This is a genomic window from Labrenzia sp. PO1 (assembly GCF_012273635.1).
Taxonomy (GTDB): Bacteria; Pseudomonadota; Alphaproteobacteria; order Rhizobiales; family Stappiaceae; genus Roseibium; species Roseibium algicola.
In genome coordinates this window covers 399,906-422,571 of record NZ_JAAXCR010000003.1, presented here as the reverse complement: position 1 = coordinate 422,571, position 22,666 = coordinate 399,906, and the positions used below count along the sequence as shown (strand labels likewise).

Here is a 22,666-nt window from a genome sequence, read left to right as displayed (position 1 = left end):
CCGGGAGACTTTCAAATGTTGCTGAGAATTGTTCCGGACAACACCAAAATCAAATTCATGTGGCTGCGGAAAGTCAGCTTTCCGCTGTCCATCGTACTGGTGATCGCATCAATCGCCGCCTTCTTCACCATTGGGCTAAACTACGGCATCGACTTCAAGGGCGGTACCATCATCGAAATCAAGACCGATGGTCCGGCCGATGTCGCCTCGATCCGTTCCGATCTGTCTTCCCTGAACCTTGGGGATGTCCAGGTACAGGAATTCGGCGGTTCGGACGACATTTTGATCCGTGTTGAAGAACAGCCGGGTGGCGAGCTTGCTCAGCAGGCCGTTATCGGCAAGGTGCGAACCATTTTCGAAGGTCAGGAAGTGGATTTCCGCCGCGTCGAAGTCGTGGGCCCGCGTGTTTCGGGTGAGCTGGCTCAGGCAGGGGCAATCGCGGTTGCCGCCTCGTTGCTGGCGATCCTGTTCTACATCTGGTTCCGCTTCGAGTGGCAGTTTGCAGTTGGGGCCATTCTGACAACGGCCAACGACGTGGTCATAACCATTGGCCTGTTCGTCCTGCTACAGCTTGATTTCTCGTTGTCCAGTATCGCGGCCGTTCTGACCATCATCGGTTATTCACTCAACGATACCGTGGTCGTTTATGACCGTATTCGCGAGAACCTGCGCAAATACAAGAAGCGGCCATTGACGGAAGTGCTCGACATGTCGATCAACGAGACGCTGTCTCGTACGACCATGACGTCTCTCACGACGCTGCTGGCGCTTTTCGCGCTTTACATCTTCGGCGGTGAGGTCATCCAGTCGTTCACCCTTGCAATGATCTTCGGTATCGTGATCGGCACCTATTCGTCGATCTTCCTGGCGGCTCCTTTCCTGATCCTGTTCAATCTTCGTGCGGAGGCCATGTCTCCGAAGGACGACGATGGCGAAAAGGATCCAAAGGCGAAAGCGTCGGCTTAGGGACGGTACGATGGAAATCCGCGATGCGCATTTTCCCGGTCGGGCGCCGCTCGAAGCTTATGGCAATGGCGGCTTCCGGTTTGCCGGGATGTCTCATCGCGGATCCTTGTTATGCGTTCCGAGCGGAATCTACGGCTGGGACGTTAGCGATGCGTCCGCCTTTACTCCTGAAGCCTTTCAGAAGGTTCTGGAGGAACAGGCGGACATTGAAGTGCTTCTGGTCGGAACCGGCAAGGAACTTCGACCTTTGCCGGCAGAGCTGAAAACGCTGTTTCGGGAGGCGGGCATATTGTCCGACCCGATGTCGACAGGCGCCGCGCTTCGGACCTTCAATGTGCTTTTGTCGGAAGACCGGGCTGTAGCTGCTGCACTGATCGCTGTCGACTGAAGCACCTCAAAGGCTATCGGGCTCTATGACGACCGATTTTGACCATGCTGCCGATGTGGTTCGTCAATTTGACAAGGACCGCTATCTCAGTGCGTTGCTGGCACCAGAAGCCCATCGCAAGGGACTGATGGCGCTCTATGCCTACAGCGCCGAGATTTCCCGTATTAGAGAACTGGTGTCGGAACCGCTTCCGGGTGAAGTTCGGCTACAATGGTGGCGAGACCTGCTCGAAGGCACGGAACATGGAGCTATTGCGTCCAATCCGGTTGCCAATGCCTTGTTGCAGACGATAGACCGATACGAATTGCCGAAAGAAAGCCTTGTGGCGATGGCGGAGGCAAGGGTTTTCGATCTCTACAACGACCAGATGCCAAGTCTCAACGATCTGGAAGGTTACGCTGGTGAAACCGTTTCTGGTGTGATCCAGCTGGCTTGCCTTGTCTTGAATGATGGCAAGGAAGCCGGCACGGCAACGGCCGCGGGGCACGCGGGCGTGGCGTATGCGCTGACCGGTTTGATGCGCGCACTTCCTTGGCATGCGTCGCGGCAGCAGATGTATTTGCCGAAGGACGTCTGTGACCGGCACAATCTTGACGTCCAGTCAGTGTTTCGAGGCGAAACGACGGTTGAACTTCGGGCTGTGCTTGCTGAAATGCGTGGCCATGTCCGCCACCACATCGGCCGTGTGCGTCAGGCGTCGAAGGATGTACCAACCGCCTGTCAGGCAGCCTACCTGCCACTGGTTCTTGTGGAGCCATTCCTGAAAAAACTGGAACGGGAAGACCTGGACCCCTTGAAGCAGGTCGCGGAGATGTCTCAACTCAGGCGGCAATGGATGCTCTGGCGAGCGTCCAGGAACGTAATGAAGGCCATCTGATCCCGTATGGGCTGATTTCCAGACACGCAAACAGGCGCTTTCTCGCAAGAAAAAGCACCTGTTTGAAAACCATGAAAATGCATTCGATCCGGCCGCACATGCCTGAACATTGGGCCAATCGGCACCGATTATTCGGCGGCCTGTTTCACAAGGCCCAACTTGGCCTGCCAGCTCGAGAAATCCGTCTTGGCCCGGTTGGTCATCGCAAGCTTCTTTGCACGGGTCTTGTCCTTGCCTTTCAGTCGCTTGCCGTTTTCATCCTTGTTTGGTGCGTCCACTTCGGGGAAGAGGCCGAAATTGACATTCATCGGCTGGAAAGAGCCCGGTTTGCCGGCACCTTCGTCCCGTGTGATATGTCCGCCGGTAATATGACCGAGCAGCGCACCCATGGCAGTCGTTGCGGGTGGCGGGACGATCTCCTGACCGCGGGCTTCAAGGACTGCAAACAGTCCGGCGAGGCAGCCGACGCTCGCCGATTCCACATAGCCCTCACAGCCGGTGATCTGACCGGCAAACCGCAGCCGAGGATCGGCTTTGAGCCGTAAGGTTCCATCGAGAACCTTCGGCGAGTTCAGGAAGGTGTTGCGGTGAAGGCCGCCAAGGCGGGCAAATTGTGCGTTTTCTAGGCCTGGAATCATCCGGAAAATGTCGGCCTGGGCACCGTATTTCAGCTTTGTCTGGAAACCGACCATGTTGTAGAGCGTGCCGAGAGCATTGTCCTGACGCAGTTGCACAACCGCGTAGGCCTTCACTTGCGGATTATGCGCGTTGGTCAGTCCCATGGGCTTCATCGGGCCATGCCGAAGTGTTTCGCGGCCGCGGGCAGCCATGACTTCAATTGGCAGGCAGCCATCAAAGTAGGGCGTGTTTTCTTCCCATTCCTTGAAGTCCGCTGTTTCACCTTCAAGAAGCGCATCGATAAATGCTTCGTATTGCACCTTGTCCAGCGGGCAGTTGAGATAGTCCTTGCCAGTGCCGCCAGGCCCCACCTTGTCATAGCGTGACTGGAACCAGGCCTTGGAAAGATCAACACTTTCGAAGTGGACGATCGGTGCAATAGCGTCGAAGAATGCAAGAGCATCTTCCCCGCTTTTTTCCAGGATTGCCGCCGAGAGAGCCGGTGACGTCAGTGGTCCCGTTGCAATGATGACCTTTTCCCAGTCAGAGGGGGGTAGACCTGCGACTTCCTCACGCGAGATCGTCACATTCGGATGATTTTGAAGTGCGGTCGTTACAGCGTTGGAGAATCCGTCCCGATCCACGGCAAGTGCACTGCCGGCAGGTACCTGATGAGCGTCAGCGCAAGACATGATGAGCGAACCGAGCTGACGCAGTTCATGATGTATCAGGCCAACGGCGTTTTGCTCGGAATCGTCAGAACGAAAAGAGTTCGAGCAGACCAGTTCGGCAAGACCTTCGGTCTGATGAGCATCCGTTTTGCGGACGGGGCGCATTTCGTGGAGGACGACGGGCAATCCGGCTTGTGCGATTTGCCAGGCAGCCTCTGAACCGGCAAGGCCGCCGCCGATGATATGGATGGGGGTCATTTTGTGTCCCTGGGACTTGTTCCGGCCGCCTTTCATCACCGACTTGCGGCAAGGTGGATCCGGACAATTGCTTTGCCGCCCTGATTACAGGCAAAGTCGGGCAACCGCAATGTGCGCCATATCGATGTGACGGAATGGTCTGATGTCGGGCACCGATATGATTGCCGACAAAACAAAAAAACGCCCGCCGGTGGGAGGAGGTACCGGCAGGCGCTTTTGGAGTTCCACGCATGGAGCGCGGAAGATGCGGTCATCAGGTTGGGAGGAGGATACCTTCTGACCGCGAAGCTTTGTTATTTCGCAGACATGCGCGCGTAGCGAGCGATGTCGGAGCGGGCAATGCCCAGGTCGTCCAGTTCGCGGTTGGACAGGTTGGACAGCTCGTCATAGGTCTGACGGAAGCGTTTCCAGTTATTGAATTTGCGAACAACAGTATCGATCATGGTTTAGGCCTTTCGCTATCTCATGGCCATGGCACCGCGGATCGGCGTCTGGCCCGTTCATCTCTTACAGGCTGGAAGATAGGTGTTTTGTGCAGTGCGAGGTAGAGGGGAAATCGCGAAGCTGATATGCAAAAAATGCAGATTAAAAAAGCCTTAATGGGGTTGAAATGGCAAAACGACCCGCATGCTTCGCATAGCTGTCATGATTTGAGTGTTCGCAGGTGCGAAATGAAAATGGAGTCGGGAGGGTTCCTTTCTACGGATCAGTCCGTCATTTGGTCTCGCCTGAAAACTCTAGACTGACCTGGTACGCACAAGTGATCTGCGCTGACGGAAGGCAGGCGGCGATAGCGGAGAAGACGGTTGAGTTCACAAGACAGGTTGTCGATCTACCAGCCCAATCGAAAACATGGCATCGCAACAAGCGAAGACATAAAATTATCCGAATGCGCCCCCGGCCCGGGTAACGACCCAGCTTGTGAATACCTATTTTGTGCTGACTTGCATCGTTTGGGCGTTCTCACAGGGAATGCTTCGCTTGGAGCAATGAGCGAGCTGTCGCCGCAAGAGCAGAGACATCGACCTGGAGACAGTTGAGCACATCCAGATATCGCACTTGGCGTTGGAGTGTCAGAATTTTGAGGAATCTCTTGCCTGACCAGACAGGGATGGGAGGAAATCAGGACGCCAGAAAAACGAACGCCCGCCAGCGGGAGGAGGTGCTGGCGGGCGACGTTTCGACGTGACAGGGCTGGGAGGAGGATGCCCTGCGTGTCACACGCCCGTCGGCTGGGAGGAGGATGCCTAGGGACGCGATCTCTTTATTTCATTCAGCCAATCTGACGACGCGCGACAAATTTGATGTCGCTGCGGCAGATGCCGAGGTCGGCAAGCTCACGGGCCGAAAGGCGGGACAATTCGTCAACCGCACGGCGGTAGCTTACCCAGTTGCTGTACTTTTGGCGCACGGTGTCAAACATCTTCTTATTCCTTAATTATCGAAACGCGTGTGCGTTCCGCGCCGTTGTTGTCCAATGATATATTTCACCACTCGAAATAAAAGAAGTGCCATCTCTGCATGCCTGACATGCGTTTGATGCAATGCAGCAAAGCTTGCGCAGCCAGAATCGGGATGATTCGTGGAACATGCGGAAATACAAATGAAAAAGGCATGTGTGCGGTGCACACATGCCTGTCGTCACGTAACTGGAGACTGGTTAAGACCTATTCCGCAGCGTCGTGTGCCCGTTGCGGACGTCGCTGCAGCAGTTCCTGCAGGAATTGACCCGTGTAGCTTTCCGAAACCTCGGCAACGTCTTCAGGCCGTCCGGTTGCAACCACCGTGCCGCCACCGTCGCCTCCTTCCGGTCCCAGATCGATAATCCAGTCTGCTGTCTTGATTACTTCAAGATTGTGCTCGATCACCAAAACCGTGTTGCCCTGGTCAACCAGTTCGTGAAGCACTTCCAGCAGCTTTGCGACATCGTGAAAATGCAGGCCTGTCGTAGGTTCGTCCAGTATGTACAGCGTACGCCCCGTCGAGCGCTTGGAGAGTTCCTTCGCAAGCTTTACGCGCTGCGCTTCACCACCTGAGAGCGTGGTCGCCTGTTGGCCGACCTTGATGTAGCCGAGACCGACACGCGCCAGAGTCTCCATCTTGTCGCGCACGGCGGGAACTGCGGAGAAGAACACGGCGGCTTCATCCACGGTCATGTCGAGCACGTCGGCAATCGACTTGCCCTTGAACTCGACCTCGAGCGTTTCCCGATTGTACCGTTTGCCTTTGCATACGTCGCAAGTGACGTAAACATCCGGCAGGAAGTGCATTTCGATCTTTATGACGCCGTCGCCCTGACAGGCTTCGCAGCGGCCTCCCTTGACGTTGAAGGAGAACCGGCCGGGCTGATAGCCTCTGGCCTTGGCTTCAGGCATGCCGGCGAACCATTCACGGATCGGGGTAAAGGCACCGGTGTAGGTCGCCGGGTTGGATCTGGGTGTCCGGCCGATCGGTGACTGATCGATGTCGATGACCTTATCGAGCACTTCCAGGCCTTCGATGCGATCGTGCGGGGCAGGGTTGTCCCGCGCGCCATTGAGGCGACGAGCTGCGGCCTTGTAGAGCGTATCGATCAGGAACGTGGACTTGCCGCCACCCGACACACCGGTGACGCAGGTAAACGTGCTGAGCGGCACGTCGACGTCAATGTCCTTGAGATTGTTGCCGCGGGCGCCGCGAACGGAGATCTTCCGCTTCTTGTTGATTTTTCTGCGCTCGTCGTTGCGCGAAACCATCATGGATCCAGACAGGTACTGCCCCGTCAACGAATTGGGATTGGCCATGATTTCGGAGGGAGTGCCCTTGGCGACGATCTGCCCGCCATGGACACCCGCTCCTGGTCCGACGTCGACAACGTAATCGGCAGTCAGCACCGCGTCTTCATCATGCTCGACCACAATCACCGTATTGCCGAGATCGCGCAGGTGTTTCAGCGTTTCCAGAAGACGGGCGTTGTCGCGCTGATGAAGGCCGATGGACGGCTCATCCAGTACATAGAGAACTCCTGTCAGCCCCGAGCCGATCTGCGAGGCGAGGCGGATACGCTGGCTTTCGCCACCTGACAGTGTTCCGGAAGAGCGGGACAAGGTGAGATATTCAAGGCCAACGTCATTCAGGAACTTCAGCCGCTCGCGAATTTCCTTCAGGATGCGGCCTGCGATTTCGCTCTGTTTGTCGTTCAGTTGCTCCGGCAGGGCTTCAAACCAGAGGCTTGCATCGCGAATGGAATGTTCGGTGATCTGACCGATATGCCTGCCGGCAATCTTGACGGCAAGCGCTTCCGGCTTCAGACGGAACCCGCTGCAAGCCGGGCAGGCATGATCGGATTGAAACCTTGCCAGTTCCTCGCGAACCCAGGTGGATTCCGTCTCGCGCCACCGCCGTTCGATATTGCCGATTACACCTTCAAAGGTCTTCTCTGTCCGGTAGCTGCGGACGCCGTCATCATAGACGAATTCAATCTTCGCATTGCCGGTTCCATGAAGGATTGCCTCGCGCACTTCCGAAGGAAGATCCTTCCAGGGCGTTGCCATGGACACCTTGAAATGACTGCAGAGTGCTTCCAGCGTCTGGGCATAATAAGGTGATGTCGACCCTGTCTTCGCCCACGGCAGGACAGCTCCTTCGCGCAGGGAAAGCGAGTGGTCAGGAACAACCAGGTCTTCCTCGAAGGCGAGTGTCGTTCCAAGGCCATCACAAGTGGGGCAGGCACCGAAGGGATTGTTGAACGAGAACAGACGCGGCTCGATCTCCGGAATGGTGAAGCCGGATACCGGGCAGGCAAATTTTTCGGAAAAGATCAACCGTTCCGGGTTGCCGTTCTCGTCGGTCTTGTCGGCAAATTCGGCAATTGCAATGCCATCGGCAAGTTTCAGCGCCGTTTCCAGTGAATCGGCAAGCCGACCGGAGATATCGTCGCGCACGACGATACGGTCTACGACGACGTCGATATCGTGCTTGAATTTCTTGTCGAGGGCAGGGGCCTCGGAAATCTCATGGAAGGTTCCGTCGATCTTGACGCGCTGGAAACCCTTCTTCATCAGCTCGGCAAGTTCCTTGCGGTACTCGCCCTTGCGGCCGCGAACCATCGGCGCGAGCAGGTAGAGGCGGGCACCTTCTTCCAGCTCCAGAATGCGATCGACCATCTGGCTGACGGTCTGGCTTTCGATCGGCAGACCGGTAGCGGGGGAATAGGGAACGCCGACACGCGCAAACAAAAGGCGCATGTAATCGTAAATTTCCGTAACCGTTCCGACCGTGGAGCGCGGATTGCGGGACGTGGTCTTCTGTTCGATGGAGATTGCCGGCGACAGACCGTCGATCTGGTCGACGTCCGGTTTCTGCATCATTTCCAGGAACTGGCGCGCGTAGGCGGACAGGCTTTCCACGTACCGCCGCTGTCCTTCTGCATATATGGTGTCGAAGGCGAGTGACGACTTGCCTGAGCCAGACAGGCCGGTCATGACAATCAACTTGTCCCGGGGCAGGTCCAGGTCGACGCCCTTGAGGTTATGCTCCCGTGCGCCACGGATGCTGATGACCCGTGTTGGGTCCGCCTTCCAGGCTTCTTCCGACTGCGATCCCTTGGCTGTCTTCATTGTCGTTCTTCCTGACCGCATGCGTCGCCCAAAGCCGATTGTTGCTCTCGCATACGCTAAGATGGTCCATTGCCGATGATGTCTGTTTGCCCCGATATAGCAGTTTCGGGCGGAGCTTCCAGTGAGGCATTTCCATTATCGTGCCAGAGGCACTCGTCGATGCGATGCCTGATTGAATCGCTTTTACAGAAATGATAAGAACAAAACAAGTACATTAACGATTGCCGCGTCAGGAGCCGACCAGAAATAGGTGACCGAAACCTCGCAGTTCGTGAGATAATGTCCTGACAGAAAAATCGGGGCTTGATTGGAACAAAAGTGGAGCAAATTGTAACTAGGTGCAATCAAGGATTGTGTCTGTCGACTTTGCTCGAATTTTAGGCGGATGAACCAGGCGGCAGTTTGTAAGTTGCCTTGTGGAAAATGAGTGAAGCCTGGCGAAAATAGCGGCGAAGCTGTTGGCGTGCCGTTAGGGTTCTGGTTTCTAGCAGCAAAGCTTGCAACGTTGACCGTTTATCGACACGTGCCGGAGAAGCACACGAACATCGTCGGCGGGGTCAACGAAAAACAAACAGGAGTTCAGTATGGCGGGCAGCGTCAACAAAGTAATTTTGGTCGGCAATCTGGGAGCAGACCCGGAAATCCGCCGTACGCAGGATGGCCGCCCGATCGCCAATCTCCGGATTGCGACGTCGGAATCCTGGCGCGACCGCAACACCGGTGAGCGTCGTGAAAAGACGGAGTGGCACCGCGTCGTGATCTTCAACGACGGTCTTTGCAAAGTTGCGGAGCAATATCTGCGCAAGGGATCAAAGGTTTATCTCGAAGGCCAGCTTCAGACCCGCAAATGGCAGGATCAGTCCGGTCAGGACCGGTACTCCACCGAGATCGTGCTGCAGGGTTTCAACTCCAACCTGACCATGCTTGACGGCCGCGGCGAAGGTGGTGGTGCATCCGGCGGTCTTCCCGATTACGGCAATGACTCACAAGGCGGTGGCGGAGGTGGCTTCGGCGGCGGCGGTTCCGGTTCCGGCGGGAATTTCGGTGGTGGCTATGGCGGCGGTTCCAGCAGCGGTGGCGGTTACGGCGGTCCGTCCGGTGGCGGTGGCGGCCCTATGGACGACGAAATTCCGTTCTGATCTTTTTCTGCCCTACCGGGTGCGGTCCCATGCTTTGGGGCCGCGCACCAGGGTATGTTGATCAACCGCCGACGTTCGGGTCGTAAGGCGTGTTCGGGTCATCAACGCCGTCGTAATATTCCTTCGCACTGCCGAGACCGCAGTGATAGACGGCTTCTTCTGCGCGTGTGTCGCCACCCGTAATCGGGGCGCCGTTGTGATGCGCGAATTCATGAATGATGGTGGCCAGCACCATCCACCTGCCCATTTTAAAGGCCCGGTCACCAACCGCGATTTCCCCGGAAGGAACGTGGATTTCCCCATGTAGCGGTGAAATGGTCGGTCCGTAATTCACCCAAATCGAGCTGTCGTTGATCATGTCTGACAAGCTTCGCCCCTTGGGCAGCGTCCGGAAATAGGCATTACATCCTGGGTTGTTCTTGACCATCTTGAAAAGCTTGTTTCTGGCCCATTTCAGCTTTGAATACTGGGAAGAGTTGAAACTTGTGTATTTCCAGATCGGTGACGAATGGTCACCAACATTGAATTGAAACGGCATTTGGCTCTCCGGTAATGTCTCACGTACTCGTGAAGCCGTAGATACGCCTTTGATGAAGAAGGTGGCGTGATGCCAATCACGCGAGGTTGTTTTTCCAAACAGCCGCAGTTCTGTCGTTTCTGGCACCGTGATGGTGGGCAGCTGTCCTGTCAGCAACGAGGCAAAATCGTCACAGTCGACTGATTTCAAACCTGTGTAGGACGGCGCCTCTTAACCATCTGATGAACCCTGTTATAGTATCAAACGGTTTACGGGCGCAGTTTCCGGGAATCGGGTCGCGGGGCCCGGTTGCACGGTAACTGCGTTGCCATATCACGCTCGGATGTAGAACATCCTCGGCGGATATGCCGAACAGCCTTCGATCCTTGCAGGGAAGCAATAAAACCCTGGTGACTTGGGCAAGGCGTCAGGTTCGAAAAGATTTAAAATAAGCGGGTTTAGACAATGCGAGCGAATGCAATGGCACTGAGCGAATGTACCAGGAAAAAACCGAAACGTTCTGTCCTGGGGACGTCCCTCAGGGCTGGCTTGATGGCAACGGTGCTTTTTTCCGGTTTTAACCTGGTCTCGGTAGAGCCTGCTTCCGCGCAGGGGTTGTTCCAGCGTCTGTTCAATCCGGAAGCGCATCGCCGACAGCAGGAGCGTGAGCGCCAGCAGGATCTTAGCAAGAAGGTCGTTACCGCAAAGGTCTCTGCGCCGCGCTACCTCAATTACACGGCCGACAGCTGGAAGAAGGTTTCGCTGGCTGAGCTGTCGGAGATCAAGTCCGCCGAGGTGAAGCCTGATGTCCAGCCCGTTGAAACGACGGATGCCCCGAGCACCGAAAGCGATAGCCTGCCACAGGCTCCGGTCGTTCTGACCGCATTCGACACGGCGCGTCCGGCATTGAAAGACATGTCGCTCACCGTCCTTCCGGAAGTGGGTTCTGCAGTCATTTCATTCTATCGTGAGCATCCCGATTTCGTCTGGGTGAAAGACGGTAAGCCGACAGAAAAGGCAATCGCGGTCCGCAGCAGTCTCGCTGAAACAGGCAAATTTGCGCTGAACCCGGAAGACTATGTCGTCGATCTTCCCGTAACTGAAGGTCTTGAAGGTGAGGCACTCGATGCCGCTACGATGCGGTTCGAGATGGAGATGAGTGCAGCCGTTCTGACATATGTTCTGGATTCCAGGCGCGGCCGTGTCGATCCGAACCGGATTTCCGAATATCACGATCTGCCAAGGCATGAAGTCGATCTCGTTGCAGCCCTGGAAGGCTTCAAGGCAGCGGCCAATGCCGAAACAGCAGTTGCCAAAGCGCAGCCTCAGAGTGAACATTTCCGCAAGCTGACCGAAGAGTTGGCCCGCCTGCGAGCAGAAGATGAAGACGCCGACCAGATCGTCATCGCGCCCGGCACATTCCTGAAGGCTGGCAAATCCAGCCCGGAAATGAAGAACATCGTCGCCGCGATCGCCAAGAACGGCTCGGAGGAACTCAAGTCGGCTCATGAAGAGACGCTGACTGCCTATGATGGCGCTGAACTTTATTCTCCGGAACTCGTTGAGCTGGTGAAGGCTTTCCAGAAGGAAGCCAAGCTCACGCCGGATGGTATCATCGGCAAGAACACCATCAACGCGATGGTCGGCGAAACCAACGCGGCGAAGATCGCCAAGGTCGAACTGGCCATGGAGCGCAGCCGCTGGCTTCCCGAAGAGCTCGGCGAACGCAAGGTTTTCATCAACCAGGCTGCCTTCACCGCGACCTATACCGCGCCTGACGAAGCTCCATTGAGCATGCGGGTGGTAGTCGGCAAGAAATCCAATCAGACCAACTTCTTCTACGACAAGATCGAAATCGTTGAGTACAATCCGTATTGGGGCGTGCCGTATTCGATCATTGTCAACGAAATGCTGCCGAAACTGGCCAACGACCCGAGTTATCTCGACCGCGCCGGTTATGAAGTAACGACACCAGGCGGCCGGCAGGTTTCGTCTTCCGCAGTCGACTGGTACGCGGTTGCTTCCAAACAGCAATCGGTCAACGTCCGCCAGTATCCGGGCAGCTCGAACGCGCTTGGCGAAGTCAAGATCCTGTTCCCGAACAGGCATCACATCTACATGCACGATACGCCGTCAAAGAACCTCTTCAACAAGGATATGCGCGCATACAGCCATGGCTGCATCCGTCTGCAGGATCCGAAGGCCATGGCCGCTGCGGTTCTCGGCAAATCCAAGGATTACGTGAGCTCGCGTATTTCGGGCGGTCAGAACCAGCAAGAACAGGTGACCGGTGATATTCCGGTTTATGTGTCCTATTTCACGGCGTGGCCTGAGCTGGACGGGACGGTTGCCTTCTATACCGACGTCTACGACAGGGACATGCATCTGTTGAAGGCCATCGAGAAAACAGAAGCAGAGCGGGAAAAAGTCAGAACGTCCTGATCTGGGATAGCAGAACAACAAAAGCCGCCGAAGGGGTGACCTCCGGCGGCTTTTTTTGTTTGCCCTCTCCAAGAGGCAATATCAGGAGGCGCCGCCGAGGCATTCCTTCAGAGAGCTTGAGAGCCCCTTCAGAAGTTGCGGATAAAGGTCCGGGCCATTTTCAAGATCGGTGCCCAGCGGGTCAAGCGTACCTGACCGTGCGCTGCTGCCTTCCAGAACAACCGAAACCAGCTTTGCGTCAAATTGCGGTTCCTGAAAAACACAGCTTACGCCGAGGTCCCTGATCTTGCCCTGGATTTCCTGAATTCGGTCTGCACTCGCCAGAGCTTCCGGAGAAACGGTAACCGATCCACTGGCCTCGATTTCATAGTGATGTTCGAAATGATGATAGGCATCGTGGAAGACGATGAACTTTTTGTCTGCAAACGGAGCCAGTTCAGCGGAAATGTCCTGATCGAGTGACGCGATCCGCTTGGAAAAAGCCGCTGCATTCTTTTTATAGATTTCGGCGTTGGCAGGATCCTGTTTCGCCAGGGTATCTGCCATGATTTTTGCGATCTCTATGCCGTTTTCCGGGTTCAGCCAGATATGCGGATCGACAGCCCCGTGTGCCGCGTGCTGATGCTCTGCGTCGTGGTCGTGACCCGAGTGGTCATGGGCTTCGGCGTGGCTGTCGTCGTCATCATGTTCGTGGCCGGCATGTTCATGTTCGCCCTCTTCGTGATCATGTTCGCCGCCGGCGTGGTCGTGGTCATCTTCTTCTGCATGATCATGCGCATGCTCTTCGCCACTGTGCCCATCGTCGTGATCGTGATCATGGGCGTCGAAGCTGGCACCTTCGCGGATGTCGAGTTGATGAATTCCAGACGCATCGATCAGTTCGACCGTTACAGCATTCTTGGCCATGGTTTCGATCGGCTTCTTGAGCGAGGGAGCCAGTTCTGGCCCAACCCAGAACACCACATCGGCTCCCTGAAGTAGAAACGCCTGCGACGGTTTCAGCGCATAGCCATGAGGAGAGGAGGCACCGTCGACAAGGACATAGGGCGTCCCGACACCTTCCATAACGGCCGATGCGATGGAATGGATCGGTTTGATGGACGTGACGACACTGGGGGCGTCGGCGTGCGCATTCACTGTCAGGGTCACAAGTGCTGCTGCGGCGGGAGCCGTCAGATAAAGTGACCTGTAGGCGCTGTTCTTGATGGCGGAGAAGGTGAGGGGCATAGGTAGGCCTTCAGGATGATGTAATTTTATAACGTGTAATTTTATAACGTTCAAAAGACGGGTTTTCAAGTCCACTTTCGCCGGAATGTTGTCGAGAGCATCCGTCAACATCTTGGTTTGCAGCCGCCGTACAGATAAGCTTTAGAAAAATGCTGACGGATCAGAAGCTTCATGCACACCGGAACTGAAATACTTGCTGACAGTTTCCTGCGGCCTTTTCCGCCCAAGGCTGCGCAGCTGATCGTGACCATCTACGGCGACATCGTTGAACCGCGTGGCGGTGTGCTTTGGATGGGAGACCTGATCAGCCTTTGTACCGGCTTCAGCGTTAATGAATCGCTTGTCAGGACAGCAGTGTCTCGCCTGGTTTCAAAAGGTCAGTTGAAAGGTGAGCGGGAAGGCAGGCGAAGCTTTTATGCCCTGACACCGGATGCCCGGGAAGAATATCACCTGGCTGCAGACTTGTTTTATGGCCCTGAGGATCCGGATTGTGGCTGGCTGCTGACTCGTTGTACGGAAGCCGCGGATCAGGCCGTTCTGATGCGGTTTGGTTTCGCGTCACTTGAGGGGAATGTCTACATCGGCGCCGACAGACCGGGACGCCCCGTCCTTGGTACCGCGTTTCGCGCGTCGGCTTTGAACCTGAAATCAGGTGAACTGGAAAAAATAGCTGCTTCCTCCTTCGGACTGGAGCTGCTGGCTCGGGACTACACAGGCTTTGTCTCCCACTTCAAACCCATGCAGAACCTGATCGCAGATGGTGTTGCACCTCCGTCTGCACTGTTGTTCCGACTGGCATTGGTGCATGCCTATCGCGGCATTCGCCTGCGGGATCCCCGCCTGCCACGCTCGGTCTTGCCGGCAGACTGGGCCGGATACGAAGCGCGTTCGTTATTCGCAGCGCTCTACGCGGGCCTTTCTCCGGCAGCCGACAGTTACATCGGTCGGAACTTGTTGAATCAGGACGGTCCACTACCGGCCACACCGGATGCGGTGCAGGAACGCATGCGGTCACTTTCCCTAACTGATTGAATTATAGTGTGTTTCGGCAATTATCTGAAACAGGCGACAAAACATCACAAAAATAATTAATTTCATGCTTTTTCTGTGATGTTTTGTGAGGTATCCTTTTGGAAATTCAACATGACGAAAGGAGGCGTCATGTATGCCCAGATGGTAAAAACCGACTCGACCAAAGTTCTCTCTCTCGCGGAGATGACTGACGAGGAAAGATCCTTTCAGGAACGCATTGACCGTGGTGAGAAAATCGAACCCACGGACTGGATGCCGGAAGGCTATCGCAAGACCCTGATCCGTCAGATCGGTCAGCATGCTCATTCAGAAATTGTCGGCCAGTTGCCGGAAGGCAATTGGATAACCCGTGCGCCTACACTCGAGCGCAAGGCAATCCTGCTCGCCAAGGTTCAGGATGAGGCAGGCCATGGCCTTTACCTCTACTGTGCAGCTGAAACCCTCGGCGTCAGCCGGGACGAGTTGATCGAGCTGCTCCATGCCGGCAAAATGAAATATTCCTCGATCTTCAATTACCCAACCCTGACGTGGGCCGATATCGGTGCCGTCGGATGGTTGGTGGACGGCGCGGCGATCATGAACCAGGTGCCGTTGCAGCGGACGTCCTTCGGGCCGTACTCGCGGGCGATGATCCGTATCTGCAAGGAAGAAAGCTTCCATCAGCGCCAAGGCTACGACATCATGATGAAGATGGCGAAGGGTTCGGAAGCGCAGCGCCGCATGGCGCAGGATGCCTTGAACAGGTTCTGGTATCCGTCGTTGATGATGTTCGGTCCGTCCGACAAGGACTCTGTCCATTCCGCCCAGTCGATGGCCTGGAAGATCAAGATCAACACCAACGACGAGCTGCGTCAGAAGTTTGTCGATCAGACCGTTCCCCAGGCTGAGTATCTCGGACTGACAGTTCCTGACGAGAACCTCAGGTGGAACGGGGAAAAGGGCGGCTACGATTTTTCCGAACCGGACTGGAGCGAGTTTTTCGAAGTTCTCAAGGGCAATGGTCCATGCAACCGGGAACGCATGGAAGCCCGGGTGACGGCCTGGGAAGATGGTGCCTGGGTGCGTGACGGGTTGATGGCGCATGCTGACAAGCGGGTCGCTACCAGAACCGCGGCCGAGTAAGCGCCATGACCGAAACTCATCTGGCCGAATTGAATGTGGCTCGGCTCCGTTACGATATCAACGATCCGCGGATTGCCGATTTCGTCAACAATCTGAACCGGGTAAACGCCGCCGCCGAACGCAGCAACGGTTTTGTCTGGCGCTTGAAGGATGAGGCCGGCAACGCGGTTTCCATGACGCGCGAAAGCGACCCGTTGGTCATACCGAACCTTTCGGTATGGACGGACGTCGGGTCTCTGGAAAACTTCGTGTTCAAGACCGTTCACAAACGCATCTACGACCGACGGGCGGAATGGTTCGAAGTGATGGAGCGCATGCATTTTGTCATGTGGCCGGTCGCCGCTGGCCATGTGCCAACGCTCGAAGAGGCCTGGCAGAAGCTCGACTATCTGAACGAGCACGGGTCAACGGATCTTGCCTTCGGCTGGGAGCATGTGAAAGACGCCAATCTGTGGCGGTCGGCACGATGCTCAAGTTCTGCAGCCTGACATTTCGGAGGAAATCATGAAAAAGGAATGGCCCCTCTGGGAGGTCTTTATTCGCGGCCAGCATGGTCTCAATCATCGCCATGTAGGATCACTGCATGCACCGGACGCTGAAATGGCAATCAAGAATGCGCGCGACGTCTATACGCGCCGCAAGGAAGGCGTTTCGATCTGGGTCGTGCCGTCGGCACAGATCACTGCTTCTGATCCGGGCGCGAAGGATGCCTTGTTCGAGCCGTCCATGGACAAGATCTATCGTCACCCAAGTTTTTACGACATTCCGGATGAAGTCGGAAAAATGTGATGACCAGAAAAGACGAACTAATCGCACGCGACACTCTCTTCGAATGGTTGCTGCGCAGAGGCGATACCGCGCTTGTTCTGGGGCACCGCGTTTCTGAATGGTGCGGGCATTCTCCTGTGTTGGAAGAAGATATCGCACTCGCCAATGTCGCTCTCGACCTAATCGGACAGGCGCGCATGTGGCTGGGGCTTGCCGGTGAGGTCGAAGGTAAGGGACGCGGCGAAAATGAGCTGGCTTACCTTCGGGACGCCTGGGACTTTCGCAACTTCCTGCTGGCCGAACAGCCAAATGGTGATTTTGGCCAGACGTTGATGAGACAGTTCCTGATCGATGCCTATCAGGTTCCGTTGCTCGAGGCCCTGAAAAGCTCGAAGGACGAGCGGATCGCTGCCATTGCTGCGAAGGCTGGCAAGGAGGTTGCCTACCATCTCGACCGATCCGCGGACCTCGTGATCCGTCTAGGAGACGGTACTGAAGAGAGCCATCGCCGCATGCAGCAGGCTCTTGATGCGTTGTGGTCCTACACAGGTGAAATGTTCGCCAGTGATGCCATCGACACCGCGATGGCGGAAGCTGGGCTTGCTCCAGATGCCGCCTCCCTGAAAGCGGAATGGAAAGAAACAGTCGAAGCTGTTCTGGATGAAGCTACGCTTACCCTTCCGGAAAGCGACTTCGCCCATATGGGCGGCTTGACTGGTCGTCATTCCGAACACCTGGGGCACATGCTGGCAGAAATGCAGTTCCTGCAGCGGGCCTATCCTGGCGCAACCTGGTGATCCGATGCCTGTTTCCATGGACACGGTCTGGCAATGGCTTTCCGAGATCCCTGATCCGGAAATTCCGGTTCTGTCGCTGACGGACCTGGGCGTCATTCGTGATGTCTCCTGGCAAGACGAAACGCTTGTTGTAACCGTCACGCCGACCTACAGCGGCTGCCCGGCAACTGCGGTGATCAATCTGGACATTGAAACCAAGTTGCTGGAATGCGGCGTTACCAAGGTGCGTCTTGAGCAGCAGCTCAGCCCGCCTTGGACAACCGATTGGCTGACGCAGGAAGGCCGGGCGAAATTGCGTGCCTACGGCATTGCACCGCCGGTAGACGGAACCCGTTCGGACAGTTCGGCAGCCGGAAGGGTCGCGCGGCTGACAGGTCAGGGGAGCTTTCAGGTCGCCTGTCCGCGCTGTGGTTCGGAAAACACGGAAAAGGTCAGCCAGTTTGGCTCCACGCCCTGCAAGGCGGCTTATCGCTGCCGGTCGTGCCTGGAGCCATTCGATTACTTCAAGTGCCACTGAGAGGGCACTTCAATTAGTTGGGACGCGCGGGAAGGTGAAATGCTTCCATTGGTTGTCCTGAGTTATTTGAGCATCCGTTTTTGCCGATATCGGCAGGGTGCAGCAGATCATGTTTCGGGAGGACATGCATGTCGCGGTTTCATGCGCTGACAGTGACTGACGTAACGCCGGATACAAGAGATTCGGTCGTTGTGACCCTTCAGCCGCAGTCGGAGGAACAGGATTTGTTCCGTTTCGAGCAGGGGCAATATCTGACCTTCCGGCGTGACTTCGACGGACACGAGGTGCGCCGTTGCTATTCAATCTGTGCCGGGACCGAAGACGGTGCCCTGAAGGTCGGGATCAAGCGCGTCGACGGAGGGGCTTTTTCCTGCTGGGCACATGAAAGCATGCGGCCGGGAGACATGGTCGAGGCCATGCCACCACTCGGCAGCTTCAACGCCCCGATCGAACCGGATCTCGCGCGTTTTTATGTCGGTTTCGCCGGCGGGTCTGGCATCACGCCGATCCTGTCGATCCTGAAGACAGTACTGGCCCGCGAGCCGAATTCTCAATTCACACTGGTCTATGCCAACCGGCAGATATCCTCGATCATGTTCCGAGAGGAACTGGAGGATCTGAAAAACCGGTATCTCGGTCGCCTGCACGTGATCCACATTCTCAAAAGCGATGCGCAGGACACCGAGCTGTTTTCCGGCCGCGTCGATGAGGAGAAGCTGAACGATCTCTTCGATACGCTGATCGATCCTCAGGACATTGATATTGCTTTTCTTTGCGGCCCTCACGGAATGATGGAAACCGTTCGTGGCAGCCTGGAAGCGCGCGGTGTCGCGGCGGACAAGATACGGCAGGAACTGTTCAAATCCGACCAGCCGGGACGCTTGCCGGCACGGCTGCGGCCGGAGGTCATCGATGGTTCAGCGAAGGAGGCCGATCTTCGGTTGACCATCGACGGCACCACGCGGGAAATCCACATGGAACCGGGCGAGACCATTCTGGAAGCAGCGCATCGTCACAACATCGATGCACCATATTCCTGCTGTGCAGGCGTGTGTTCCACATGCCGCGGCAAGGTGCTGGAAGGTGAGGTCGAAATGGCGGCCAATCATGCTCTGGAAGACGACGAAATTCGGGATGGCTACGTTCTGACATGCCAGTCGCGGCCGCTGACCAAACGCCTCGTCGTGACTTACGACGCCTGAGACCATTCCGTTTCAAGAACTGGAATTCGATATGACCGTTCATCCGCAAAAAGTCCGCGTTTTGGAAAGCTATCTCGCTGGCAGCTGGAGGCAAGGCAAGGCCGAGGGAAAGCCGCTGCTTGACGCTGCAACCGGTGCGCCTGTCGCCGCGATTGACGCATCCGGTCTGGACCTTGCCGAGGCCCTTGCCTGGGGGCGTGACACCGGTGGCAAGGCCTTGCGCAAGATGACCTACCACGAGCGCGCCTTGATGCTGAAAACCCTGGCGCAGGCGCTGACCGAGCAAAAGGAAATCTTCTACCAGGAGAGTTTTGCCACCGGGGCAACGCGCAAGGACAGCTGGATCGATATTGAAGGCGGCATTGGCACCATGTTCGCCTATTCCTCCAAAGCCCGTCGCGAGATGCCGAACACCCGGGTGTTCGTCGAAGGTGCGGTGGAGCCGCTGTCGCGGGACAATAGTTTTTCAGGGCAGCATGTGCTGACACCACTGCGCGGTATTGCCGTTCATATCAACGCCTTCAACTTCCCCTGCTGGGGAATGCTGGAAAAGATCGCACCCGCCCTGATCGCGGGCGTACCCTGCCTGGTCAAGCCTGCCAGCCAGACTGCTTATCTGACCGAGCTGATGGTTCGCCACATACTGGCGACCGGCATTCTTCCTGAAGGCTCGCTTCAGCTTCTTTGCGGGTCGGCGGGTGATCTGATCGACCATGTCACGGGACAGGATGTTGTTACTTTCACCGGATCCGCCGCCACCGGGCAAATGCTGCGTCGGAACCCGGCAATCGTGCAGAATTCCGTTCGCTTCTCCATGGAGGCCGACAGCCTCAATGCTGCGGTTCTGGGCCCGGATGTCAGCCCCGAAGATCCCGAATTTGACCTCTTCGTCAAGGAAGTTGCCCGGGAAATGACCGTGAAGGCAGGGCAGAAGTGCACTGCGATCCGACGGGTCATCGTGCCGCGTAAATTGTCCGATGCGGTCGCAGATGCACTCGGCAAGAGGCTTGGGAAGGCTGTGATCGGAGATCCGCGAGACGAAGCGGTGTCGATGGGGCCACTCGCTTCAGCCGGTCAGCGTGAGGAAGTGCTTGCGCGGGTAAGTGATCTGAAGGTGGAAGCAGAGATCGTCTCCGATCTTGCGGGCTCAAGCCCCGCAACCGGCGCGTTCGCGGCTCCTGTACTTTTGCATTGCGCCAACCCGATGAGCGCAGAAGCGGTTCACTCGGTCGAAGCGTTCGGACCGGTTGCGACATTGATGCCCTACGACGAGCTGGAGGAAGCGGTCGAACTCACCCACAAGGGCAAGGGCTCTCTTGTTGCCTCGCTGTTCACAAACGACCCCTTGGTTGCCGAGGAAGCCGTTCTCGGCATGGCGCCTTTCCATGGACGCGTCATGATCGGCAATCGGAAGAGTGCAAAGTCTTCAACCGGACATGGTTCTCCCTTGCCCATGCTTGTGCACGGCGGACCGGGCCGGGCAGGTGGCGGCGAAGAACTTGGCGGCCTTCGCTCGGTCAAGCATTACATGCAACGGACGGCGGTCCAGGGAACGCCCGCCTTGCTGGGCGCAGTGACCGGCCGCTGGATTTCCGGTGCACCAGGTCAGGAAGACAGCCGGCACCCGTTCCGCAAGTCATTGGCCGACCTCAAGATCGGCGATCAGCTGAACACCGGGGCACGGGAAGTTTCCCTGGAAGATATCGAGCATTTTGCCAAGTTCACCGGCGACACCTTCTATGCGCATATGGATGAAGCCGCCGCGAAACGGAACCCGTTCTTCGAAGGCCGCGTGGCACATGGCTATCTGATTGTTTCCTTCGCCGCCGGTCTGTTCGTCGATCCTGATGAAGGTCCGGTGCTGGCGAATTACGGCGTTGATAATCTGCGTTTCATGACGCCGGTGAACGCAGGTGATGCACTCAAGGTTCAGTTGACCGCCAAGGAGATTTCGCCGCGTATTTCAGCAGACTATGGCGAAGTGCGGTGGGATTGTCTTGTGACCAACCAGAATGATGAAGCTGTTGCCCAGTACGACGTTCTGACATTGGTCGCCAAGGAATGGCCGATGTCTGCGTAAGACAACCACATATCCAAATGAAAAAGGCCACCTGATCAGGTGGCCTTTTTCTTTGGCGAAAGGTCTGGAAAGGACCGGCTGACTTTGATGTCTTGGAGAAACGTCCTCCGGACGCCTGGCCTGCGTGTTCCCTTATTCCTTGGGTCTGTTGTCGACGACCCGCTTTGCCTTGCCGGCGGAACGTTCCACTTTGCCGGGCTCGGCAACATCGATCCTTGCGGATACGCCGACCACGCTCTTGATGTGATGCGAGAGTTCCTTCGCCGATGCCTGACGTGCGTCACTTGTTGCTGCTGTCGGCAGGGCTTCGACGTGCACTGTCATGACATCCAGGCGGTCGGATCGGGAAAGCTCTATCTGGAAATGCGGCGACAGGCCTTCGCATTTCAGGATCTGTTCTTCGATCTGGGTCGGGAATACGTTAACGCCGCGCAGAATGATCATGTCGTCAGATCGACCGGTGATCTTTTCCATTCGCCGCATGGACCGGGCCGTGCCGGGCAGGAGCCTGGTCAGGTCGCGCGTGCGGTAGCGGACCATTGGCAGGCCTTCCTTGGTAAGCGTGGTGAAGACCAGCTCTCCAATTTCGCCGTCCGGCAGAACGTCGCCGGTCACCGGATCAATGATTTCCGGGTAGAAGTGGTCTTCCCAGATGTGGAGACCGTCCTTCGTCTCAACGCATTCGTTGGCAACGCCCGGTCCAAGCACTTCCGACAAGCCGTAGATGTCGACAGCATGCATGTCGAACGCGTCTTCGATTTCCTTGCGCATTGCGTTGGTCCAGGGTTCGGCGCCGAAGATCCCCGTCGCAAGCGACGTTTCCCGAGGATCGATGCCTTGCCGCCGGAATTCATCCAGAATGGACAGGAGGTAGGACGGCGTCACCATGATGATGCGCGGTTTGAAGTCCTGGATAAGTGTCACCTGGCGTTCCGTCATGCCACCGGAGACCGGAACAACCGTGCAGCCTAGCTTTTCTGCGCCGTAGTGGGCGCCCAGTCCGCCGGTAAAGAGACCGTAGCCATAAGCAACATGGATGATGTCACCCGGACGGCCACCAGAGGCTCGAATGGAGCGAGCGACGAGACCGGCCCACATGTCGATGTCGTTGGCTGTGTAGCCAACCACCGTCGGTTTGCCGGTCGTGCCCGAGGAGGCGTGTACGCGTACGATCTTGTCGCGCGGGACAGCGAACAAACCGAACGGATAATTGTCCCGGAGATCGCTCTTGGTCGTAAACGGAAATTTCGACAGGTCCGAGAGGGTCTTCAGGTCGGAAGGGTGTACGCCTTTCTCGTCGAAGCGTTGCTTGAAAAGCGGAACGTTTTCATACGAATGGGTGAGGGACCATTGCAGTCTCTTCAGCTGCAGGGCCGACAATTCGTCCCGGCTGGCTGTTTCAATAGGCTCAAGATCTCCCGGTCGCGGAGCCAGATTTTCCATATTT

Annotated in this window: 20 protein-coding genes; 13 read left to right on the top strand and 7 right to left on the bottom strand. The window is 56.6% G+C overall.

The genetic code is table 11. The features are described 5' to 3' along the window. Positions 1-15 precede the first annotated feature (15 nt). The 3 genes from secF to HCG46_RS16910 are packed head-to-tail and all read left to right on the top strand — an operon-like array spanning position 16 to position 2,231. Positions 16-966, top strand: coding sequence for a protein translocase subunit SecF (secF, locus tag HCG46_RS28600; RefSeq protein WP_022998712.1), 951 nt, complete (start codon positions 16-18; stop codon positions 964-966). A 10-nt stretch (positions 967-976) separates the two neighbouring features. Continuing rightward, entirely contained in the window at positions 977-1,354 is a 378-nt protein-coding gene (locus HCG46_RS16915; protein ID WP_022998711.1) for an Mth938-like domain-containing protein, read from the top strand. 25 nt (positions 1,355-1,379) lie between these two features. Then, positions 1,380-2,231: a phytoene/squalene synthase family protein gene (locus HCG46_RS16910; protein WP_168686874.1), complete on the top strand. Its 852-nt coding sequence runs from the start codon at positions 1,380-1,382 to the stop codon at positions 2,229-2,231. Between the two features lie 128 nt (positions 2,232-2,359). On the opposite strand, the gene trmFO is transcribed toward HCG46_RS16910, so the two are convergent. From trmFO to uvrA, 4 genes are all read right to left on the bottom strand, one after another. After that, positions 2,360-3,778 (bottom strand): methylenetetrahydrofolate--tRNA-(uracil(54)-C(5))-methyltransferase (FADH(2)-oxidizing) TrmFO, encoded by a 1,419-nt coding sequence (trmFO, locus tag HCG46_RS16905; RefSeq protein ID WP_205838571.1) that lies wholly within the window; start codon positions 3,776-3,778, stop codon positions 2,360-2,362. A gap of 293 nt (positions 3,779-4,071) precedes the next feature. Continuing rightward, a complete protein-coding gene (locus HCG46_RS16900; RefSeq protein ID WP_006933293.1) occupies positions 4,072-4,221 on the bottom strand; it encodes a DUF1127 domain-containing protein in 150 nt (49 codons plus the stop codon). 830 nt (positions 4,222-5,051) lie between these two features. Next, positions 5,052-5,201, bottom strand: coding sequence for a DUF1127 domain-containing protein (locus HCG46_RS16895; RefSeq protein WP_006933294.1), 150 nt, complete (start codon positions 5,199-5,201; stop codon positions 5,052-5,054). A gap of 244 nt (positions 5,202-5,445) precedes the next feature. Continuing rightward, positions 5,446-8,376 carry an excinuclease ABC subunit UvrA gene (gene uvrA / locus HCG46_RS16890; protein WP_022998707.1) on the bottom strand — a complete coding sequence of 977 codons (2,931 nt, stop codon included), beginning with the start codon at positions 8,374-8,376 and terminating at the stop codon, positions 5,446-5,448. A 584-nt stretch (positions 8,377-8,960) separates the two neighbouring features. Here uvrA and HCG46_RS16885 point away from each other — a divergent pair. Next, positions 8,961-9,515: a single-stranded DNA-binding protein gene (locus HCG46_RS16885; protein ID WP_055654172.1), complete on the top strand. Its 555-nt coding sequence runs from the start codon at positions 8,961-8,963 to the stop codon at positions 9,513-9,515. A 61-nt stretch (positions 9,516-9,576) separates the two neighbouring features. On the opposite strand, the gene HCG46_RS16880 is transcribed toward HCG46_RS16885, so the two are convergent. After that, entirely contained in the window at positions 9,577-10,053 is a 477-nt protein-coding gene (locus HCG46_RS16880) for a hypothetical protein (protein WP_022998705.1), read from the bottom strand. Positions 10,054-10,584: 531 nt separating this feature from the next. Here HCG46_RS16880 and HCG46_RS16875 point away from each other — a divergent pair. Next, positions 10,585-12,474 (top strand): L,D-transpeptidase family protein, encoded by a 1,890-nt coding sequence (locus HCG46_RS16875; RefSeq protein WP_209009506.1) that lies wholly within the window; start codon positions 10,585-10,587, stop codon positions 12,472-12,474. Between the two features lie 81 nt (positions 12,475-12,555). Here the strand turns inward: HCG46_RS16875 and HCG46_RS16870 are convergent, their stop codons facing one another. Continuing rightward, complete coding sequence (locus HCG46_RS16870) at positions 12,556-13,701, bottom strand: zinc ABC transporter substrate-binding protein (RefSeq protein WP_168686872.1); 1,146 nt, start codon at positions 13,699-13,701, stop codon at positions 12,556-12,558. A 171-nt stretch (positions 13,702-13,872) separates the two neighbouring features. Here HCG46_RS16870 and HCG46_RS16865 point away from each other — a divergent pair, with 171 nt between their 5' ends. The 8 genes from HCG46_RS16865 (at position 13,873) to paaZ (ending at position 21,219) form a co-directional block, all read left to right on the top strand. After that, entirely contained in the window at positions 13,873-14,733 is an 861-nt protein-coding gene (locus HCG46_RS16865; RefSeq protein ID WP_168686871.1) for a PaaX family transcriptional regulator C-terminal domain-containing protein, read from the top strand. A gap of 129 nt (positions 14,734-14,862) precedes the next feature. Continuing rightward, entirely contained in the window at positions 14,863-15,855 is a 993-nt protein-coding gene (gene paaA / locus HCG46_RS16860) for a 1,2-phenylacetyl-CoA epoxidase subunit PaaA (RefSeq protein ID WP_168687195.1), read from the top strand. 5 nt (positions 15,856-15,860) lie between these two features. Next, positions 15,861-16,343: a DUF3291 domain-containing protein gene (locus HCG46_RS16855; RefSeq protein WP_022998700.1), complete on the top strand. Its 483-nt coding sequence runs from the start codon at positions 15,861-15,863 to the stop codon at positions 16,341-16,343. Positions 16,344-16,359: 16 nt separating this feature from the next. Beyond that, positions 16,360-16,644: a 1,2-phenylacetyl-CoA epoxidase subunit PaaB gene (gene paaB / locus HCG46_RS16850; RefSeq protein WP_006933303.1), complete on the top strand. Its 285-nt coding sequence runs from the start codon at positions 16,360-16,362 to the stop codon at positions 16,642-16,644. Beyond that, positions 16,644-17,420 (top strand): 1,2-phenylacetyl-CoA epoxidase subunit PaaC, encoded by a 777-nt coding sequence (gene paaC, locus HCG46_RS16845; protein WP_205838570.1) that lies wholly within the window; start codon positions 16,644-16,646, stop codon positions 17,418-17,420. The genes paaB and paaC overlap by 1 nt, the downstream gene beginning before the upstream one ends. A 4-nt stretch (positions 17,421-17,424) precedes the next feature. Next, entirely contained in the window at positions 17,425-17,937 is a 513-nt protein-coding gene (gene paaD, locus HCG46_RS16840) for a 1,2-phenylacetyl-CoA epoxidase subunit PaaD (RefSeq protein WP_075283934.1), read from the top strand. Between the two features lie 128 nt (positions 17,938-18,065). Beyond that, positions 18,066-19,139 carry a 1,2-phenylacetyl-CoA epoxidase subunit PaaE gene (paaE, locus tag HCG46_RS16835; RefSeq protein WP_168686870.1) on the top strand — a complete coding sequence of 358 codons (1,074 nt, stop codon included), beginning with the start codon at positions 18,066-18,068 and terminating at the stop codon, positions 19,137-19,139. 31 nt (positions 19,140-19,170) lie between these two features. Beyond that, positions 19,171-21,219: a phenylacetic acid degradation bifunctional protein PaaZ gene (paaZ, locus tag HCG46_RS16830; RefSeq protein ID WP_168686869.1), complete on the top strand. Its 2,049-nt coding sequence runs from the start codon at positions 19,171-19,173 to the stop codon at positions 21,217-21,219. A gap of 132 nt (positions 21,220-21,351) precedes the next feature. On the opposite strand, the gene paaK is transcribed toward paaZ, so the two are convergent. Next, positions 21,352-22,662: a phenylacetate--CoA ligase PaaK gene (gene paaK, locus HCG46_RS16825; protein WP_062491659.1), complete on the bottom strand. Its 1,311-nt coding sequence runs from the start codon at positions 22,660-22,662 to the stop codon at positions 21,352-21,354. Positions 22,663-22,666: the final 4 nt, after the last annotated feature.